The 18,431-nt window shown below is 60.6% G+C and carries 19 protein-coding genes and 1 other RNA gene; 11 read left to right on the top strand and 9 right to left on the bottom strand.

All coding sequences use genetic code 11. The features are described from left to right. Positions 1-14 precede the first annotated feature (14 nt). Positions 15-800: a transporter substrate-binding domain-containing protein gene (locus AC07SU_RS04270; protein WP_176996875.1), complete on the bottom strand. Its 786-nt coding sequence runs from the start codon at positions 798-800 to the stop codon at positions 15-17. 254 nt (positions 801-1,054) lie between these two features. Between AC07SU_RS04270 and AC07SU_RS04265 the strand changes: the two genes are divergently transcribed. From AC07SU_RS04265 to AC07SU_RS04240, 6 genes are all read left to right on the top strand, one after another. Then, a complete protein-coding gene (locus AC07SU_RS04265; protein ID WP_494996286.1) occupies positions 1,055-1,750 on the top strand; it encodes a FadR/GntR family transcriptional regulator in 696 nt (231 codons plus the stop codon). A 121-nt stretch (positions 1,751-1,871) separates the two neighbouring features. Then, complete coding sequence (gene trxA, locus AC07SU_RS04260) at positions 1,872-2,201, top strand: thioredoxin TrxA (RefSeq protein WP_429474742.1); 330 nt, start codon at positions 1,872-1,874, stop codon at positions 2,199-2,201. Between the two features lie 234 nt (positions 2,202-2,435). Then, positions 2,436-3,695, top strand: a complete 1,260-nt coding sequence (gene rho, locus AC07SU_RS04255; protein ID WP_016973082.1) for a transcription termination factor Rho — start codon at positions 2,436-2,438, stop codon at positions 3,693-3,695. A gap of 155 nt (positions 3,696-3,850) precedes the next feature. Next, entirely contained in the window at positions 3,851-5,833 is a 1,983-nt protein-coding gene (locus tag AC07SU_RS04250) for an acyltransferase family protein (RefSeq protein ID WP_494996285.1), read from the top strand. 59 nt (positions 5,834-5,892) lie between these two features. Next, positions 5,893-7,359 (top strand): 4-hydroxy-3-polyprenylbenzoate decarboxylase, encoded by a 1,467-nt coding sequence (gene ubiD, locus AC07SU_RS04245; RefSeq protein WP_016973080.1) that lies wholly within the window; start codon positions 5,893-5,895, stop codon positions 7,357-7,359. Then, a complete protein-coding gene (locus AC07SU_RS04240) occupies positions 7,359-8,327 on the top strand; it encodes a CDP-6-deoxy-delta-3,4-glucoseen reductase (protein WP_494996284.1) in 969 nt (322 codons plus the stop codon). The genes ubiD and AC07SU_RS04240 overlap by 1 nt, the downstream gene beginning before the upstream one ends. Positions 8,328-8,447: 120 nt before the next feature. On the opposite strand, the gene AC07SU_RS04235 is transcribed toward AC07SU_RS04240, so the two are convergent. Then, entirely contained in the window at positions 8,448-8,930 is a 483-nt protein-coding gene (locus AC07SU_RS04235; RefSeq protein ID WP_494996283.1) for a sn-glycerol-3-phosphate transporter, read from the bottom strand. A 328-nt stretch (positions 8,931-9,258) separates the two neighbouring features. Between AC07SU_RS04235 and AC07SU_RS04230 the strand changes: the two genes are divergently transcribed. Both AC07SU_RS04230 and AC07SU_RS04225 read left to right on the top strand, forming a co-directional pair. After that, positions 9,259-11,646 carry a TonB-dependent receptor plug domain-containing protein gene (locus AC07SU_RS04230; RefSeq protein WP_494996282.1) on the top strand — a complete coding sequence of 796 codons (2,388 nt, stop codon included), beginning with the start codon at positions 9,259-9,261 and terminating at the stop codon, positions 11,644-11,646. Positions 11,647-11,672: 26 nt separating this feature from the next. After that, the gene (locus tag AC07SU_RS04225; RefSeq protein WP_176996868.1) at positions 11,673-12,329 is read left to right on the top strand and encodes a gamma-glutamylcyclotransferase; all 657 of its coding nucleotides are present in this window, start codon (positions 11,673-11,675) and stop codon (positions 12,327-12,329) included. Here the strand turns inward: AC07SU_RS04225 and glpT are convergent. After that, positions 12,315-13,664 carry a glycerol-3-phosphate transporter gene (gene glpT, locus AC07SU_RS04220; RefSeq protein WP_176996867.1) on the bottom strand — a complete coding sequence of 450 codons (1,350 nt, stop codon included), beginning with the start codon at positions 13,662-13,664 and terminating at the stop codon, positions 12,315-12,317. The genes AC07SU_RS04225 and glpT overlap by 15 nt on opposite strands. A gap of 292 nt (positions 13,665-13,956) precedes the next feature. Next, the gene (locus AC07SU_RS04215; protein ID WP_259172349.1) at positions 13,957-14,934 is read right to left on the bottom strand and encodes an NADPH:quinone oxidoreductase family protein; all 978 of its coding nucleotides are present in this window, start codon (positions 14,932-14,934) and stop codon (positions 13,957-13,959) included. 150 nt (positions 14,935-15,084) lie between these two features. On the opposite strand from AC07SU_RS04215, the gene AC07SU_RS04210 reads away from it, so the two are divergent. Continuing rightward, entirely contained in the window at positions 15,085-15,492 is a 408-nt protein-coding gene (locus AC07SU_RS04210; RefSeq protein WP_176996865.1) for a flagellar basal body-associated protein FliL, read from the top strand. Positions 15,493-15,496: 4 nt separating this feature from the next. Here AC07SU_RS04210 and AC07SU_RS04205 read toward each other — a convergent pair whose 3' ends face one another. Next, a complete protein-coding gene (locus AC07SU_RS04205) occupies positions 15,497-15,946 on the bottom strand; it encodes an EVE domain-containing protein (protein WP_494996281.1) in 450 nt (149 codons plus the stop codon). A gap of 195 nt (positions 15,947-16,141) precedes the next feature. Between AC07SU_RS04205 and AC07SU_RS04200 the strand changes: the two genes are divergently transcribed. Continuing rightward, positions 16,142-16,291, top strand: a complete 150-nt coding sequence (locus tag AC07SU_RS04200) for a hypothetical protein (RefSeq protein ID WP_176996863.1) — start codon at positions 16,142-16,144, stop codon at positions 16,289-16,291. Positions 16,292-16,298: 7 nt separating this feature from the next. Here AC07SU_RS04200 and AC07SU_RS04195 read toward each other — a convergent pair whose 3' ends face one another. The 4 genes from AC07SU_RS04195 to AC07SU_RS04180 all read right to left on the bottom strand — a co-directional run bounded on the left by AC07SU_RS04195 (position 16,299) and on the right by AC07SU_RS04180 (position 17,719). Beyond that, positions 16,299-16,928, bottom strand: coding sequence for a 5-formyltetrahydrofolate cyclo-ligase (locus AC07SU_RS04195; RefSeq protein ID WP_494996319.1), 630 nt, complete (start codon positions 16,926-16,928; stop codon positions 16,299-16,301). A gap of 58 nt (positions 16,929-16,986) precedes the next feature. Beyond that, positions 16,987-17,165, bottom strand: a non-coding RNA gene (ssrS, locus tag AC07SU_RS04190) — 6S RNA. Positions 17,166-17,195: 30 nt separating this feature from the next. Further along, positions 17,196-17,513, bottom strand: a complete 318-nt coding sequence (locus AC07SU_RS04185) for a cell division protein ZapA (RefSeq protein WP_003176812.1) — start codon at positions 17,511-17,513, stop codon at positions 17,196-17,198. Then, positions 17,510-17,719 (bottom strand): TIGR02449 family protein, encoded by a 210-nt coding sequence (locus AC07SU_RS04180; protein ID WP_003177365.1) that lies wholly within the window; start codon positions 17,717-17,719, stop codon positions 17,510-17,512. Before AC07SU_RS04180 ends, AC07SU_RS04185 begins: the two co-directional genes overlap by 4 nt. Before the next feature lie 138 nt (positions 17,720-17,857). Here AC07SU_RS04180 and AC07SU_RS04175 point away from each other — a divergent pair, with 138 nt between their 5' ends. Continuing rightward, positions 17,858-18,415 (top strand): YecA/YgfB family protein, encoded by a 558-nt coding sequence (locus AC07SU_RS04175; RefSeq protein WP_176996862.1) that lies wholly within the window; start codon positions 17,858-17,860, stop codon positions 18,413-18,415. Positions 18,416-18,431: the final 16 nt, after the last annotated feature.

Raw genomic sequence — 18,431 nt, 5'->3', positions numbered from 1 at the left:
TCAGCTCCGTTGCGTCAAAGGTCGGCGGGCAACGGCTCTTTAAGCCATTGCATCGCGTTCTTTTCCAGGCTGCCGTCGGCCTTGGCGGCGACCAGGATCTGGTTGACCTTTTCCAGCAGCGCCGGCTCGTTCTTGTTCACGCCCACGTACACCGGCGAGTCCTTGAGTTTTACCTTCAGCGCAGGTACGCGTTTGGGGTTGCGTTCGCTGATCGCCACCATCACCACGTTACCGCTGGCAATCAGGTCGACCTGGCCGGCCAGGTAGGCGGCAATGGTCGAGTTGTTGTCTTCGAAGCGCTTGATGGTGGCTTCCTTGGGCGCTACGGCGGTCAGCTCTATGTCTTCGATCGCACCGCGTGTCACGCTGATGGTTTTGCCCTTGAGGTCGTCGGTGGTGCTGACAGGCGCGTCAGGCGGGCCAAACACAGCCAGGTAGAACGGCGCATAGGCCCTGGAGAAGTCGATGACTTTTTCACGCTCGGCGTTCTTGCCCAGGCTGGAAATCACCAGGTCGACCTTGCCGGTGGTGAGGAACGGGATACGGTTGGTGCTGTTGACGGGCGTCAGTTCCAGCTTGACCTTGAGTTGGTCGGCCAGCAGCTTGGCGGTGTCGATGTCCAGGCCACGGGGTTTCATGTCCGGGCCGACCGAACCGAACGGCGGGAAGTCCTGGGGCACGGCGACTTTGAGGGTGCCACGGGCGACGATATCGTCCAGGCCGTTGGCCTGGGCGGGGGCCTGGCTCAGCATCAGGCTGGCAAACAGGGCTGTGAGCAGGGCGCTGTAGCGCTTGGTCATGGCAACTCTCCGGGAAGGGCGAAGGGAAATCTGTCTTGGTCCAGTGCACAGCCCATGCCAGCCCCTTCAAGTTGGCTTGCAACGCTGGTGTTTGTTGAGGTGCGGTGGTCTTACTGGTCTGAACAGTGCGCAGATTTTTCGCACCCTTTTCGAGCGTCGACAAAACCCCGCGAGCCCCTTTGGGGCGTGGCTTGCCGTGGGCTGCGAATAGCTTTACAACTAGCCGCACCGTTGACTGCAATCTTGAGTTTTCCATGAATTCCATCGCCCAAGCCGTACCGGAAGCGGCCCTGCAGGCCATCCGCAAACTGATCAATGAGCAAGGCTTCGGGCCGGGTGATGCCCTGCCGTCCCAGCGCGACCTGGCGGTGCAGTTGGGGGTCAGCCGGGCGTCTTTGCGCGAGGCGCTGTCGTCCCTGAGTGCCTTGGGGGTGGTCAGTGTGCAACCGGGCAAGGGGGTGTTCGTGCAGGCGGTGGAAGAGTCGCCGGGGTTTGCCTGGCCTTTTGCGGCGCAGGCCACGCCGCTGGATATCTTTCAGTTGCGCTATGCCCTCGAAGGCTTTGCGGCGGGGCTGGCGGCGGTCACGTTGACACTCGATGAGCTTGATAGCCTGCAAGACAATGTCGAAGCGATGCGCATGGTGCTCAAGGCGGGTGACTTTGAAGCGGCGGCGCGGCTGGACTTCGAGTTCCACCAGCGCATTCTGCTGGCCAGCGGCAACCAGGCGATGGTGAGCATCCTGAGTGCCAGTGCCGAGGTATTCCTGGAGAGCCAGAAACTACCGTTCATCCGGCCGGAGCGGGCCATGGAGACCTGGCAGGAGCACCGCAAGATCTTGCGTGCCCTGGCCCGGCGCGCCAGTGCTGCCGCGCAGAAAGCCATGCAGGAACACGTACGCAACGCGGCATTGCGCACCGGCATCGCCTTCGTGACTCCCGTGGCGCCGTGAGTTGAGCTATACCCAAACTCATGCACCACCATAGCAAGACTCAATCAGAGGCGGCTTCCTGAACGGGGGAAGGGCGGCTATGATGGGCCACGTTTTTTTTGCTTACAATCCGGAGACATCCATGAGCAACGATCTTATCAAGCACGTCACCGACGCGACCTTTGAGGCCGAAGTACTCAAGGCTCAGGGCCCGGTGCTGGTTGACTACTGGGCTGAATGGTGTGGCCCTTGCAAAATGATCGCGCCTGTTCTGGACGACATTGCGACCACTTACGACGGCAAGCTGACCATTGCCAAGCTGAACATCGACGACAACCAGGAAACCCCCGCCAAGCACGGCGTGCGTGGTATTCCTACGTTGATGCTGTTCAAGAACGGCGAAGTTCAGGCGACTAAGGTCGGCGCGCTGTCGAAGTCCCAGCTGCAAGCTTTCCTCGACGCGAACATCTAAGCGTTGTCAAAAAAGCCCCGCAAATAGCGGGGCTTTTTCGTGAAACAGGGCTAGACGCTCCCAAACTCAGGTGTTACATTCGGCCCCGCACTGGTTTCTCCACTGCCCCCTGCATGCCGTCGCCGACGCACTCCTTTTCGATTAGTACGCGATCCTGTCGCCTTCTCCGCGGCGCGGCCTCATTAAGCCAAAAGCTTAATTTCCCCCCTCCATAAATGATTACGTCATTCCTATATGAATCTGACTGAACTCAAGCAAAAGCCGATTACCGACCTGCTCCAGCTGGCCGAAGAAATGGGCATAGAAAATATGGCCCGTTCGCGCAAGCAGGACGTGATTTTCTCCCTGCTGAAAAAGCACGCGAAAAGCGGTGAGGAAATCTCCGGTGATGGCGTGCTGGAGATTCTCCAGGACGGCTTCGGCTTCCTCCGCTCTGCAGACGCCTCCTATCTCGCCGGCCCAGACGATATCTACGTCTCGCCGAGCCAGATCCGTCGCTTCAACTTGCGCACCGGTGACACCATCGTTGGCAAGATCCGCCCTCCAAAGGAAGGCGAGCGTTATTTCGCGCTGCTCAAGGTCGACACGATCAACTTTGATCGTCCCGAGAACGCGAAGAACAAGATTCTCTTCGAGAACCTGACCCCGCTGTTCCCGACCGTGCGCATGAAGATGGAAGCCGGTAACGGTTCCACCGAAGACTTGACCGGTCGTGTGATCGACCTGTGCGCTCCGATCGGCAAGGGCCAGCGTGGCCTGATCGTCGCGCCGCCGAAAGCCGGCAAGACCATCATGCTGCAGAACATTGCAGCGAACATCGCGCGTAACAATCCTGAAGTTCACCTGATCGTGCTGCTGATCGATGAGCGTCCGGAAGAAGTGACCGAAATGCAGCGCACCGTGCGCGGCGAAGTGGTTGCCTCCACGTTCGATGAGCCGCCAACCCGCCACGTGCAGGTTGCCGAAATGGTGATCGAGAAGGCCAAGCGCCTGGTCGAACACAAAAAGGACGTAGTGATCCTGCTGGACTCCATCACCCGTCTGGCCCGTGCCTACAACACCGTGATCCCGAGCTCCGGCAAGGTATTGACCGGTGGTGTCGACGCCCACGCCCTGGAGAAACCGAAACGTTTCTTCGGCGCTGCGCGGAACATCGAAGAAGGCGGCTCGCTGACCATTATCGCCACCGCACTGGTTGAAACCGGCTCGAAGATGGACGAAGTGATCTACGAAGAGTTCAAGGGTACCGGCAACATGGAACTGCCCCTGGACCGTCGTATCGCGGAGAAACGCGTGTTCCCGGCGATCAACATCAACCGTTCCGGCACCCGCCGCGAAGAGTTGCTGACGGCCGACGACGAACTGCAGCGCATGTGGATCCTGCGCAAGCTGCTGCACCCGATGGACGAAGTAGCCGCCATCGAGTTCCTGGTCGACAAGCTGAAAACCACCAAGACCAACGACGAGTTCTTCCTGTCGATGAAGCGTAAGTAAAACGACGTTTCAGGTCCGAAAAAATGGCGTCCCAAGGGGCGCCATTTTTTTTGCGTCAGAAAAGGGAGGTTTGTGCGGCATAAGTGTCAGTAAAGAAACAAAAAAGGTGAGTGAGGCTACGCTCACTTCCATTCGTATCAGGCTGACTACGTTTTATGACTGCTCTTGCTTACCGAAGAGACATCGATGGCCTGCGCGCCGTTGCGGTTCTGGCTGTGGTGCTGTTCCATTTTGGGGTGCCCGGTGTCACGGGCGGCTTCGTCGGCGTTGACGTGTTTTTTGTGATTTCAGGCTTCCTGATCACCTCGATCATCTGGCGGGAGCGCCAGGCGGGGCGCTTCAGTTTTGTGGATTTCTGGGCGCGGCGTGCCCGGCGCATCCTGCCGGCACTGTTTGTGATGATGGCGGCCACCCTGGCCGTGGGCTGGTTCCTGCTGGCGCCCAAGGATTACGAGGAGCTTGGGCGGTCAGTGCACTACCAGGTGATCTTCACCTCCAACCTGCTGTTTTCCCGCCAGCACGGCTACTTCGAAGCTGCCTCCGACATCAAGCCGCTGTTGCACACCTGGTCGCTGGCGGTCGAAGAGCAGTTCTACATCATCTTCCCGCTGCTGCTGACCTTACTGGCCAGCCGCCTGAAGCATTGGCGCCTGGCGTTGTTCGGGATTTTGCTGGTGTCGTTCGGCATGAGCCTGTGGGCGGTGGCCCATACGCCGCAAAAGGCGTTCTACCTGTTGCACCTGCGCGCCTGGGAGTTGCTGGCCGGCGCCATGCTGGCGGTGATGCCCGTGCGCGACTGGCGTGCGTCGCCCGCCCTGGCCCAAGGGGTCAGCCTGTTGTCGATGGCGCTGATACTGATCGCCGTATTCGCCTTCGATTCAGCCACACCGTTTCCCGGCGCTGCCGCGTTGTTGCCGGTGCTGGGTGTGGTCGGCCTGATCTGGGCCAACGGCCAGCAACCCACCTGGGTCGGGCGCGTGCTGAGTTCACGGGTGATGGTGGGCGTGGGGCTGATTTCCTATTCCTGGTACCTGTGGCACTGGCCGGTGTTCGTGTATGCCAGCTATGCCGCGGTTGATGGCCTGAGCCCGATGGAGCTGGGCGGTCTGATGCTGCTGAGCCTGGTGCTGGGCTACCTGTCCTGGCGATGTGTGGAAACCCCGTTTCGGGAGAAACGCCTGCTGCCCGGGCGCAAGGCGATTCTGGCGGCGGCGTGTGTCGGGATCCTGTGCCTGGGCTTAACCGGTGTGGCGTTGCGCAAGGCCGACGGTGTGCCGTCGCGTTTGTCCGAGCAGGCCCTGCGTTATGCCCAGGCAAAAAAGTGGAGCCCTGAGTTGATGGCGTGCATGGCAGACAAAGACACCCCCGACGAACGGCTGTTTTGCCATTTTGGTCCTAAAGGCAGCTCGGTGTCCGCGCTGGTGTGGGGTGACAGTCACGCCACTGCCTTGATTCCAGCACTTGAGATAGCGGCCAAGCGGCATGACATCAGCTTGGTCGAGGCCAGTTTTGCCGGTTGTGTGCCGTTGGATGGCCTGGAGAACATTGCCCGCTGCGCTCATTTCAATCATCGCGTGGAAAAGGCGATGGCCGAGCAATCCTTCAGCGATGTGGTGTTGGCGGCGCGCTGGAGCTTGTACCTCTACGGGCAGATGTCCGGTGACAAAGAGCACGCGCTGAAGGACCCCGCCACCGGTCAATACGTGCGCGCCATCGCCGAGCAGCGCTTCGCCCAGGGGCTGCGCGAGCGCATCAAAGGGTTGCGTGCCGCAGGCCACAGGGTCTGGCTGGTCAAGGAGGTGCCGCTGCAGGAAATCATCGTGCCTTACCGGCTCAGTCGTCTGGCCATGATGCACCGGCCGGTGGACCGAGAAGGCCTGCCCGTGGCCGAGCACCTCAAGCGCCAGGTTTTTATCTCCCAGCTGTTTGCCGAGTTGGCAGCGGCCGACAGCGGTATCACGGTGCTCGACCCCGCGCCCTTGCTGTGCGGCGCCGATGGCTTGTGCCGGGTCGAGCTCAACGGCCGAGCGCTGTACACCGACGACAATCACCTCTCTGATGTCGGCGCACGGCACGTCGAGGCCTTCCTGGAACCGTTGTTCCGTTCGCTGCAATCACGAGGGCTGACGGCCAATTAAGCTGCCAGCCGCCCTCAGAGCAGGTAGGATGTACGCCTATTTTACGGGTGGCATGGTTAATGAAATTCAAGGATCTTCGGGATTTCGTGCAGCAACTTGAGCAGCGCGGAGAGTTGAAACGTATCCAGATGCCGATTTCACCGGTACTGGAAATGACTGAGATTTGCGACCGTACCCTGCGCAACAAGGGCCCGGCGCTGCTGTTCGAAAACCCGACCGGCTTTGACATCCCGGTGCTTGGCAACCTGTTCGGCACCCCCGAGCGCGTGGCCTTTGGCATGGGCGCCGAGTCGGTCAGCGAGCTGCGCGAGATCGGCAAGCTGCTGGCTTTCCTCAAGGAGCCCGAGCCCCCCAAGGGCTTGAAGGACGCTTGGTCGAAGCTGCCGATCTTCCGCAAGATCATTGCCATGGCGCCCAAGGTGGTCAAGGACGCGGTGTGCCAGGAAGTGGTCATCGAAGGCGACGACGTTGACCTGGCCATGCTCCCGGTGCAGACCTGCTGGCCCGGCGACGTCGGCCCGCTGATCACCTGGGGCCTGACCGTCACCAAGGGCCCGAACAAGGACCGCCAGAACCTCGGCATCTACCGCCAGCAAGTGATCGGCCGCAACAAGGTGATCATGCGCTGGCTCAGCCACCGTGGTGGCGCGCTGGACTTCCGCGAGTGGTGCGAAAAGCACCCCGGCAAACCGTTCCCGGTTTCCGTGGCCCTGGGCGCCGACCCGGCGACCATCCTTGGCGCTGTGACCCCGGTGCCGGACAGCCTGTCCGAGTACGCCTTCGCTGGCCTGCTGCGCGGTAACCGCACCGAGCTGGTGAAGTGCCGTGGCAACGACCTGCAAGTGCCCGCCACTGCCGAGATCATCCTTGAAGGCGTGATTCACCCGGGCGAAATGGCCGACGAAGGCCCGTACGGCGACCACACCGGCTACTACAACGAAGTCGACAGCTTCCCGGTGTTCACCGTCGAGCGCATCACCCATCGGATCAAACCGATCTACCACAGCACCTACACTGGCCGTCCACCGGATGAGCCGGCCATTCTCGGCGTGGCGCTCAACGAAGTGTTCGTGCCGATCCTGCAAAAGCAATTCCCGGAAATCACCGACTTCTACCTGCCGCCCGAGGGCTGTTCGTACCGCATGGCCGTCGTGACCATGAAGAAGTCGTACCCGGGCCACGCCAAGCGGGTAATGCTGGGTGTGTGGTCGTTTTTGCGACAGTTCATGTACACCAAGTTCGTTATTGTCACCGACGACGACATCAACGCCCGCGACTGGAACGACGTGATCTGGGCCATCACCACGCGCATGGACCCCAAGCGCGATACGGTGATGATCGACAACACGCCGATCGACTACTTGGACTTCGCTTCGCCGGTGTCGGGCCTTGGGTCGAAGATGGGCCTGGACGCAACCCACAAATGGCCAGGTGAAACCACCCGCGAGTGGGGCCGGGTGATCGTCAAGGATGAAGCCGTGACTGCCCGTGTCGATGCGATCTGGAAAGAATTGGGAATAGATTGATGCGTGTAACCCTGCAACCTTCCGGCGCTGTGCTGGAGCTGGTCCCTGGCGAGCGAATCCTCGAAGGCGCGCGTCGCCTGGGCTATGAATGCCCCCAGGCCTGCCGCAATGGCGTGTGCCACGTGTGTGCGGCGCTGTTGGTGGAAGGCCGGGTGGCGCAGGCTGGTGAGGTGCGTGATCATGGCGAGTTCTACACCTGCATCGCCGAGCCGCTGGAAGATTGCATTGTGTTGTGGGATGGCGTGCTGGCGCCGGGAGAGTTGCCGTTGCGCAAGTTGTCGTGCCAATTGAGCGAATGCGTGGAAGTCGGTGGCGACGTGTGGCGCGTGCGCCTGCGGGCGCCGGCCGGCAAGGCGGTGCGCTATCACGCCGGGCAGTACCTGATGATCGAGCGGGACAATGGCGAGAAGTCCGCCTTCTCCCTGGCGTCCGCGCCCCACGCCGGGCGCGAGCTGGAACTGCATGTGCTGGCCCGCGAGGACAGCGCCCGCAGCCTGCTCGAGCAACTGCAGCGCAACCAGATGGCGCGCATAGAGCTGCCGTTCGGCGACACTCACCTGGCCGAGCTGCCGGACGGGCCCCTGGTACTGATCGCTGCGGGCACCGGCATGGCGCAGATGCACAGCCTGATCGAGCATTGCCGCGCCTCCGGCTTCAAGCACCCGGTGCACCTGTACTGGGGCGTGCGTCGTCCAGAAGATTTCTATGAGATCGAACACTGGGACCAGTGGCAGCAACTGCCCAATCTGTTCCTGCACAAAGTCGTCAGCGACCTGTGCGGTTGGGAAGGGCGTTGCGGGTTGTTGCATGAAGCGGTGTGCGAAGACATCAGCGACCTCAAGGCCGTGCATGTCTACGCCAGCGGTTCGCCGGCGATGATCTACGGCACGCTGGACGCGCTGGTAGAAGCCGGCATGGATGCACACCAGATGCGTGCCGACGTCTTCGCCTACGCCCCCCGTCCCTGACTTCACGCGGATTTGATGTGGGAGCTGGCTTGCCTGCGATGGCGGTGTGTCAGCCAAATATTTGCCACTGATACACCGCTATCGCAGGCAAGCCAGCTCCCACAATGATTTGCGTTGCTGTCAGAAACGCACACCAGTGGTCACCATCGCCGCGTTGAACCCCAGCAACACCACTTCCGCCGCCACCGGCCCGTAATGCGTACCGACCGACGGGATGATCACCGGCGCAACGCCAAAACGGTTCAACGGGATCTTGTCGCGGTATTCGCCGCGATAGCCCTGGATCACCCCCGCTGTGAGCTTTAAATACACCGGGTAGTCAGCCATGTCGTAGCGCTTGCCTGCATAGGCGTAATACGAGCGCTGGCTGAACGAGTTGCGAAAGGTCGCGCCGCCAATCACCAGTCCCGACGCTTGATTGCGCTCCAGGCCGATCAGGTCCTGGTGGTTGTTGTGGTCGGGGTCGGGCGAAAAGTGGCGGGTGTAGAGGCTGGTCTGCGCGTACCAGAAACCCTTGTCGTCATTGGCCGCAGGCGTTTCGCCGGCCAGGGCGGCAGAGGCCTGGGCGAGGAACAGCAGGCCAGGCAGTGTGGATTTTTTCATGGGTGCGACCTCGATAGTCGGTTTGAAAGGCGGCTAGTTGGGTCGTGACATGGGCGCTATTTTGACGGCTTGACGCCAGCCCAGGCTGAACCGGGGCTGAAAGTACCGGGATTGCCTGGGCCAATCCTGATGAACGGGCGCGGGTGCTTATACTTTCGCTTATTCTTTTTGGGTATTTAATTTATTCAATAGATATCTTTAGGCTATATCGCAACGGACTACCGATTATCTGCCACTAACCAATAACTGACCGCCACCGCCCGCCAGCCGGATCGATCGTATGCATTCAGAGCATTGACGTTCTGACTTTGATTCCAAGGGGAGCGGTATGGGGAGTTACAAGAAACACGCGCTGTACACGGCGATTTTGTCGGCCAATTTGCTGACCGCCGTGGGATTCAATCCAGCACAGGCGGCAGAAACAGCCGCCGCCGATGCACCCAAACTCGACACGGTTATTGTCACCGGCACCCGCGCACAGGAGCGCACGGCCAGTGCGTCGCTGTCGCCCATCGATGTGATTTCCGGCGACACCTTGCGCAGCACCGGCTCCGACGAACTGGGTGCGGTGTTGGCGCGGTTGATTCCTTCGATCAATTTCCCGCGCCCAAGCCTGGTGGACGGTGCTGAATTGGTGCGCCCTGCGCAGTTGCGCGGTCTGTCGCCGGATCAGGTGCTGGTGCTGGTCAACGGCAAGCGCCGCCACACCAGCGCGTTCGTCAACCTGGGTGGTGCGGTGGGCCGCGGTTCGGCGCCTGCCGATTTGAATGCGATTCCGCTGTCGGCGGTCGATCATATCGAAGTGCTGCGCGACGGCGCGTCTGCGCGCTACGGCTCCGACGCGATTGCCGGTGTGATCAACGTGATCCTCAAGCACGACGACCACGGCGGTTCGGTTTCCACCAAGTATGGCGAGTACAAGAAGGGCGATGGTATCCAGCGCAATCTCAGTGGCAATACCGGCTTTGCGTTGGGCGACAATGGCTTTTTCAACCTCTCCGGCGAAGGTGCCGACAACGACTACACCAACCGCGCCGGCAATGACTTGCGGCCGGCGAGCGTCGGTTCGACCACCTATGGTCAGCGGGTCTTCCGCCAAGGCGAGCCGGCCACCAATGAAGGCAAACTGCAGTTCAACTCCGCCTACGCCTTCAACGACGGGCTGGAGTTCTACACCTTCGGCGGCTACAGCAAGCGGCGTGGCGAGACCGCCGCGTTCTATCGCGCCAGCAATGCCTCCAACAACATTGTGGCGCTCAACCCCAATGGCTACCTGCCGCTGATCAAGGGCAACCTCGAAGACACTTCGCTGGTAGCGGGCTTGCGCGGCCTGTTGGCCTACGACTGGCATTACGACCTGTCGGCCAACTACGGCAAGAACCAATATGCGCTGAGCACTGAAACCATCAACACCTCCCTGGGCCTGGCCACGCCGCGCAAGTTCGACAACGGCACCCTGAGCAATGACCAGAAACAGGTCAGCCTGGACCTGTCCCGTGAATTCGATGTGGGCTTTTTGCCGTACCCGGTTTCTGTGGCGTTTGGCGGCGAGTACCTGCACCAGGGCTATGAAATCGAAGCGGGCGAACCGGCGTCCTACTACCAGACCGGCAGTTCGGGCCTGGGTGGTTTCCGGGATGCCGACGCCGGCAGCAGTTCGCGACACAACTGGGCCCAATACCTGGACCTGGAAACCAACTTCACTGAAAAACTCAGCGCGTCGGCCGCCGTGCGGCATGAGGATTACAGCGATTTTGGCTCCAACGTCAGCGGTTCGCTGTCGGCCCGCTACGACTTCACCCCGCAGGTGGCCTTGCGCGGCAGTATTTCCAACGGCTTCCGCGCGCCGTCCCTGGCCCAGCAGAACTTTGCCTACACCTCGTCGCAGTTGATCGGCAGCACCATCCAGGAAGCCGGCACGTTCCCAGCCAACAGCAGAGTGGCCCGTTTGCTCGGCGCCGAAGACTTGAAGGCCGAGAAATCGCGCAACTACAGCCTCGGCCTGGTACTGGAACCGGCGGATGACCTGACCGTGACGATGGACGTGTACCGCATCGACATCCGCGACCGCATCAGCCTGTCCTCCAACCTTAACCTCAACCCGGCGACCATTGCCTACCTGCAAGCCAATGGGGTCGGCAACATCAATTACACCAGCGCCCGTTACTTCACCAACGCCACCGACACCAGCACCGACGGTGTCGACCTGGTTGCCAACTATCGCTACCAGTTCGACAACGGCATCCGCTGGAACAGCACCGTGGGCTACAACTACAACCACACCAAGGTCACGGACGTGAAGGCCAACCCGGCCATCCTCGACAGCCTGGGCGCCAACCTGGTGCGGGTCGACCGTCGCGAGCGCATTGGTTTGCTCGGCGACACGACGCCCCAGCACAAGCTGAGCCTGGGCAACGACTTCACCTACGGCCATTGGGCGCTGCACAGCAACCTGGTGCGCTATGGTGAATTCACCAGTTACCAGGCGGACAAGGTCAACGACCAGACCTTCAAGGCCGCGTGGGTGCTGGACCTGTCGGCGGACTACAAGCTCAAGAACTGGACCTTCACCCTGGGCGGCGACAACGTCACCGACAAATACCCGGAAAAGGTCAATGCTTTCGCCAGCAGCGGCGGCAACCTCGCCTATAGCACTTTTTCGCCGTACGGTTACAGCGGCGCGTTCTATTACGGTAAAGTTGCCTATAACTGGTAGTACGCAGGAGACCTAAGCGATTCGCCATGACCGTTATTGAAACCGATCTCTCGCATTTGGCTTACCCTCCGCGGCTCGACCTTGGGCCGCAACTCACTCACGAACAGTTGATGAGCTCAATGCAGGCCACCATGGCGCGGCATAAGGGCGGGCCGGTCTGGCTATTCGCTTACGGTTCTCTGATCTGGCGCCCGGAATGCTCTTCCACCGAGCGGGTGCGGGCCCGGGTCCATGGCTATCACCGGGGGCTGTACCTGTGGTCCCAGGAGCATCGGGGGACGCCGGAGTTGCCGGGGCTGGTCTTTGGCCTGGATCGCGGCGGCTCATGCAGCGGGTTCGCCTACCGTTTGCCGGAAGACCAACTGGAAGCTTCGCTTTACGCGCTGTGGTGCCGCGAAATGCCCTATCCCTCCTACCGGCCACACTGGCTCAGTTGCCGTCTTGAAGATGGCAGCCAGGTGCAGGCATTGGGGTTTGTCCTGGAGCGGCATCTGCCGAGCTACGCCGGCAACTTGCCCGATATCGTGCTCAACCACGTGCTACAGAGCGCTTGCGGGCGTTACGGCACGACTCGCGATTATGTCGAGCAGACCGTTAACGCCCTGCGTAGCCACGCCATGCCAGATAAGAACCTGGAGGCGCGGCTCAAGCGTTGTGCCAAGGATTGCTCAGGCGGTAGCTGAGCGCGCCTCGCTGACACTGTTGGTGTGCCACAGCGTCGGGATGAGGAACGCGATGGCCAACAGGCACGCGCCCACCAGCAACACAAACCCGCCGTTCCAGCCGAAATGGTCCACGGTGTAGCCCATGGCCGCACTCGCTGCCACCGAACCGCCCAGGTATCCGAACAGGCCGGTGAAGCCTGCTGCCGTACCGGCCGCTTTCTTCGGTGCCAATTCCAGGGCCTGCAGACCGATCAGCATCACCGGGCCGTAGATCAGGAAGCCGATGGAGAACAGCGCGATCATGTCGATGGTCGGGTTGCCCGGTGGGTTGAGCCAGTAAACCAGGGTTGCCACGGTCACCAGGGCCATGAACACCACGCCGGTCAGGCCACGATTGCCACGGAAGATTTTGTCCGACATCCAGCCGCACAGCAGCGTGCCTGGAATGCCCGCCCACTCGTAGAAGAAATACGCCCACGAGGTTTTATCCACGTCGAAGTGCTTGGCTTCCTTGAGGTAGGTCGGCGCCCAGTCCAGCACGCCATAGCGCAGCAGGTAGACGAAGACGTTGGCGAAGGCGATGTACCACAGCATTTTGTTACGCAGCACGTACTTGACGAAGATTTCCTTGGCACTGAATTCTTCTTCGTGGCTGGCGTTGTAGCCTTCCGGGTAGTCGTTCTTGTACTGCTCGATCGGCGGCAGGCCTACCGATTGCGGGGTGTCGCGCATGGTGATGAAGGCAAACGCCGCCACCAGCAACGCTACGGTGGCCGGTACATAGAATGCTGCGTGCCAGTCGTTGAACCAGGCCATGCCCAGCAGGAACAGTGGGCCGATCAGGCCGCCGCCGACGTTGTGCGCCACGTTCCATACCGACACCACGCCGCCGCGTTCTTTCTGCGACCACCAGTGCACCATGGTGCGCCCGCTTGGCGGCCAGCCCATGCCTTGGGCCCAGCCGTTGATGAACAGCAAAATGAACATCATGGTCACGCTGGACGTTGCCCAAGGTGCGAAACCGAAAATGAACATCACCCCCGCCGACACCAGCAGGCCGAAGGTCAGGAAGTAGCGTGGGTTGGAGCGGTCGGACACCAGGCCCATCAGAAACTTGGATAAGCCGTAGGCGATCGCGATGGCCGACATGGCCAGGCCCAGCTCGCCGCGAGTGTAACCCTCGTCGATCAGGTAGGGCATGGCCAGGGAGAAGTTCTTGCGCAGCAGGTAGTAGCCGGCGTAACCGAAGAAGATACCGGCGAAGATCTGCCAGCGCAGCCGTCGGTAGGTACTGTCTATTTTTTCTTCAGGCAGGGGCGCCTGGTGTGCGGCAGGTCGAAAGAAAGCAAACATTCAAGAGCTCCAAATTTCTTGTTTTGACTGCGGATGCGAATGTTACAGTTTCGTTACCGAAAATAGCATCGCCTCTTATCTGCAAACACAGGAAATGAGAGCAATCGCATGTTCTCTTACGAACATGTCGCAAATGGATAAGTGTGGGTCGGGATGAGGTTCTTGAGCGTGTTGGAGATCAAATGTGGGAGCTGGCTTGCCTGCGATAGCGATCTATCAGCAGAAAATGTGTTGGCTGCCCCGACGCTATCGCAGGCAAGCCAGCTCCCACAGGGATTGCATTTCAGGTCCGTTAGCGGGTCTGGACGACCACTTTGCCCACCGCCCGGCGCTGCCCCAGGTCATTGATCGCCTGCGCGGCCTGTTCCAGTGGATAAACCTGCGACACCAACGGCTTGAGCTTGCCCTCGGCGTACCACGTGAACAGTTGCTGGAAGTTCGCCGCATTGTCCTGCGGCTGGCGCTGGGCGAACGAGCCCCAGAACACGCCGACCACGGATGCGCCTTTAAGCAGGGCCAAGTTCACCGGCAGCTCGGGAATGCGCCCGCTGGCAAACCCCACCACCAGCAGACGGCCGTTCCAGGCGATAGCGCGCACGGCCTGGTCGAACAGGTCGCCGCCCACCGGGTCGTAGATCACATCGACGCCATTGCCATCGGTCAGGCGCTTGATCTCGTCCTTGAGGCTGGTTTCGCTGTAGTTGATCAGCTCATCGGCGCCGGCCGCCTTGGCCACGGCCAGTTTGTCGGCGCTGCTGGCAGCGGCGATCACGCGGGCGCCCATGGCCTTGCCGATTTCCACGGCGGCCAGGCCCACGCCGCCCGAGGCGCCGAGCACCAACAGGGTTTCGCCGGGCTGCAGGTTGGCGCGTTGTTTCAAGGCATGCATCGAGGTGCCGTAGGTCATGCTGAACGCGGCGGCAGTGTTGAAATCCATGCTCGGCGGAATCGGCAGCACGTTATAGCCTGGTACCGCGACCTGCTCGGCGAAGCTGCCCCAGCCAGTCAGGGCCATGACCCGGTCGCCGGCCTTGAGGTGGCTGACCTTCTCACCCACTTCACTGACCACGCCGGCTGCCTCGCCACCCGGCGAAAAGGGGAAGGGCGGCTTGAACTGGTACTTGCCCTCGATGATCAACGTGTCCGGGAAGTTGACCCCGGCAGCGTGCACGTCCAACAGGATTTCGTTCTTCTTGATCGCCGGGCTGGCGACCTCTTCCAGCACCAGGGTTTCGGCGGGGCCGAAGGCTTTGCAGAGCACAGCTTTCATCGGACTATTCCTTTTGGCATCGTGGCCGATAAGTGTAGGAGGGTACGCCCGTGGGTCAACGAGCATGCCCGGGCCTGATAAGCCGCCATAAGCTTGTGCTCAGCCTTGCTAGCGTTATGCTACCCGGCAACCGAATTCGAGGAGTGAACTGTGAAAGCGTGGATCCTGTTGATGCTGGCCCTGACCTTGCCGATGGCAGCCCAGGCCGAAGAAGCGAAAGAAGGGGAGGCGCCGAAGGTCAGCTATATCAGCCTGACCCCGCCCTTCGTAGGCAACTACGGGCTGGACGGTACGGCCAAACTCAAAGTCTACAAGGCCGACATCGCCCTGCGTGTGACCGGGCCAGAAGCCGCCGCCGCCGTCAAAGCCAACGATGCGCTGATTCGTAACCAGTTGGTGGCGCTGTTCACCCAACAGACCAACGACACCATGAGCAGTGTCGAAGGCAAAGAAAAGCTGCGCCAGGAAGCCCTGAAGCAGACTCAACAAGTGATGAACGACGAGACCGGCAAGCCGGTGGTGGAAGACCTGTTGTTCAACAACCTGATCATCCAGTAACGCTTCACAGCAAATCGATCACCGCCGCCCATTGTTCGGCGGTCACGGGCATTACCGAAAGGCGGCTGCCTTTTTGTACCAGCGGCAGTTCGGCGAGAGCGGCTTGCTGTTTCAGGTAGCCCAGGCCGAGCACGTTGGGGAAGGTTTTGACGTGCGTCACGTTGATCGCGCTCCACGGGTTTTTCTCTGGAGTGGCCTTGGCGTCGAAGTAGTGGCTTTCCGGTTCAAGCGCGGTGGGGTCCGGGTAGGCCGCCTCGACGATTTTGCCGATGCCGGCAATGCCAGGTTCGGGGCAGCTGGAGTGATAGAAGAAAAACTCGTCGCCCACCGCCATGGCGCGCAGGAAGTTGCGCGCCTGGTAGTTGCGCACTCCGTCCCAGCGGGCTTCGCTTAGCTTTTCCAGGCCCTTGATCGAGAGTTCATCGGGCTCGGATTTCATCAGCCAGTAGGCCATTTTAGGGCTCCTGAAAAAGGCGTTGGGCAAGTTGTCTGGCAATTTTATGACAAACCGACAGTCGGTTGGCGCCAAGGTTTGCGTGTTGGTTCACGTTACCGCAGAATGCCGGGATTTTAAGCTTGACGCAGCTGCAACGGACTACTTTGGAACGTTGTTGTCATCGTGTACGAGGTGCCTGAAGGGGGGCAATCGATGCAACGTAAACCGGATTTACTATGGATTTTGGTTATTTTGTTTGGTCTGGGCGTCGTGACCACCGGATATGCGCAGAGCTTGTGGTCGAACAAGACCGATGCACCCGTTGAACTGGCTCAACAGAAGCCGCAACCGTTCAAGCGTTAACACGGCTTCAAGGCGTCGCTGGTTCCAGCGGCGTTCCCGCGACATACCATTGCTTATCGGTGACAGTGCCTGCCAACGGCACGTCCCAGCTTGCCTGTGCCAGGCGATCGACCTTCTGGCACTCATGGGCCAGGCCCAGCAGCGTTGGCTTGCGCCAGTGTTGGCGGCGAGCGAGGTAAGCCAGGCTGCGGTCATAGAAGCCGCCGCCCATGCCCAGGCGCCCACCGGCATCATCGAACCCCACCAGCGGCAGCAACACCACGTCCAGTGCCCAGACCTGGCGTTGGCGTTTGGCATTCACCCGTGGCTCAAGAATGCGGAAGCGGTTGGGCGATAACTTATCCCCAGGCCGCACGCGCTGAAACACCATCTTGGTCCGTGGCCAGGCGCTGAGCACCGGCAGGTAGGTGGCTTTGCCCCGACGTTGGGCGGCGCGCAGCAGCAGGCGCGGATCGATTTCACCGTCCGTCGGCAGGTACAAGGAAATGTGTTTGGCCCGGCGAAACAGCGGCTGCTGTGCCAGTTGCCGATAGAGGCCGTGGGCGGCCTTGCGCTGCTCGCTCGGCGTAAGGGCGCGGCGGGCTTTGCGCAACATGCGTCGAAGTTGCGGACGGGAAAGCGGCGCAGGTTCGGTCATGGTTTTCCGGCTCATAAAACAATGCCAGTCCGAAGACTGGCATTGAGTTTGGGAATTCAGGCTCCCCGACAGAGCCGCTGTCGACTTAGCCCTTGAACCCGAAAGTTCAAGGTGGAAGATGCAGTAGGCTTTAAGGCTTTCCGTCTAGCGGACATGCACACCAGCCCAACGTGCAACTTCCAGGGTAGTGCGAATCGGCTCAGGGACATCGCCGACTGGCAAACACGCCAGGGAGTGGGGCGAGTATACCTTAAACAGCTTCGGCAATCAGCCCTTGGGTGCGTCTGAATCGCTGGAAAGCACCAGATCGACACGCTCCAGCAGGTCACGCACCTGCTCGCGCGTCGAGCCGCTGGCCTGCACGTCAGGCCGTTCCTGCTTGTGCAGCAGATCATGGGTGATATTCAACGCGGCCATCACGGCGATGCGGTCGGCGCCGATCACTTTGCCGCTGCTGCGGATTTCACGCATCTTGCCATCCAGGTAACGGGCGGCGCTCACCAGGTTGTTGCGCTCTTCCTGGGGGCAGATGATCGAATATTCTTTGTCGAGGATCTGCACGGTTACGCTATTGCTTGAACTCATGAGTCTTGCTCCAGGGCCTTCAGGCGCGAAATCATCGATTCGACCTTACGCCGGGCGATTTCGTTTTTTTCAATGAGGTGAGCGCGTTCCTCGCGCCAGGTCTTTTCCTGAGCTAATAGGAGTCCGTTTTGACTCTTAAGTTGCTCGACCCGATCAATTAGCAGTTCGAGTCTGGCCATCAGCGCTTGCAGGTCGGTGTCTTCCATTGGGTTCCACTGGATTTGTCTGATGAATGGCAACTTCAGGATAAACGATCTGACGCCCTCGATAGTCTTGGTACGTCTGCCGGTGCTAGGATACAGCGCTCCATTCTAGACATTGCGCCGTCTGGCGCCTAGCTCACCATGCCCATTCAGAACTCCCCGTACGACGCTTTTTCCAAACTGCTGAGCACCAGCGGCCACCCATGCTCGCCTGCCGAACTGCACGGCGTGTTGCTGGGTCGCAGCTGCACTGGTGTCGGTTTCGATGCCGACAACTGGCTGGCCGATGTGGCCGAGCTGCTGGAGAAAGAACCCGAAGACAACGTGCGCAACGCGCTGATCGGCCTGCAGGAAATGGTCAAGGGCGAGCTGACCGGTGACGACGTCACCGTGGTTCTGCTGCTGCCGACCGACGACGCGCCGCTCACCGAACGTGCCGCCGCCCTGGGCCAATGGTGCCAAGGTTTCCTTCATGGCTTCGGCGTGAACGCCGGCGGCCTGGAGTTGAGCACCGACGCACAGGAAGTGTTGCAGGATTTGGCAGCCATCTCCCAGGTGCAAGATGCACTGGAAGAGTCCGAAGACGGCGAAAGCGACTATATGGAAGTGATGGAATACCTGCGCGTCGCGCCGCTGTTGCTGTTCACCGAGACCAAAAAGTCCGCTGAGCCGGCTGCGCCCAAGCCGTCGCTTCACTAAGAAAGGAAGCCCATCT

The organism is Pseudomonas sp. GW821-FHT05H12, assembly GCF_059419385.1.
Note: the sequence above shows the minus strand (reverse complement) of the source record. Positions and strands in the feature narration are given on the sequence as shown.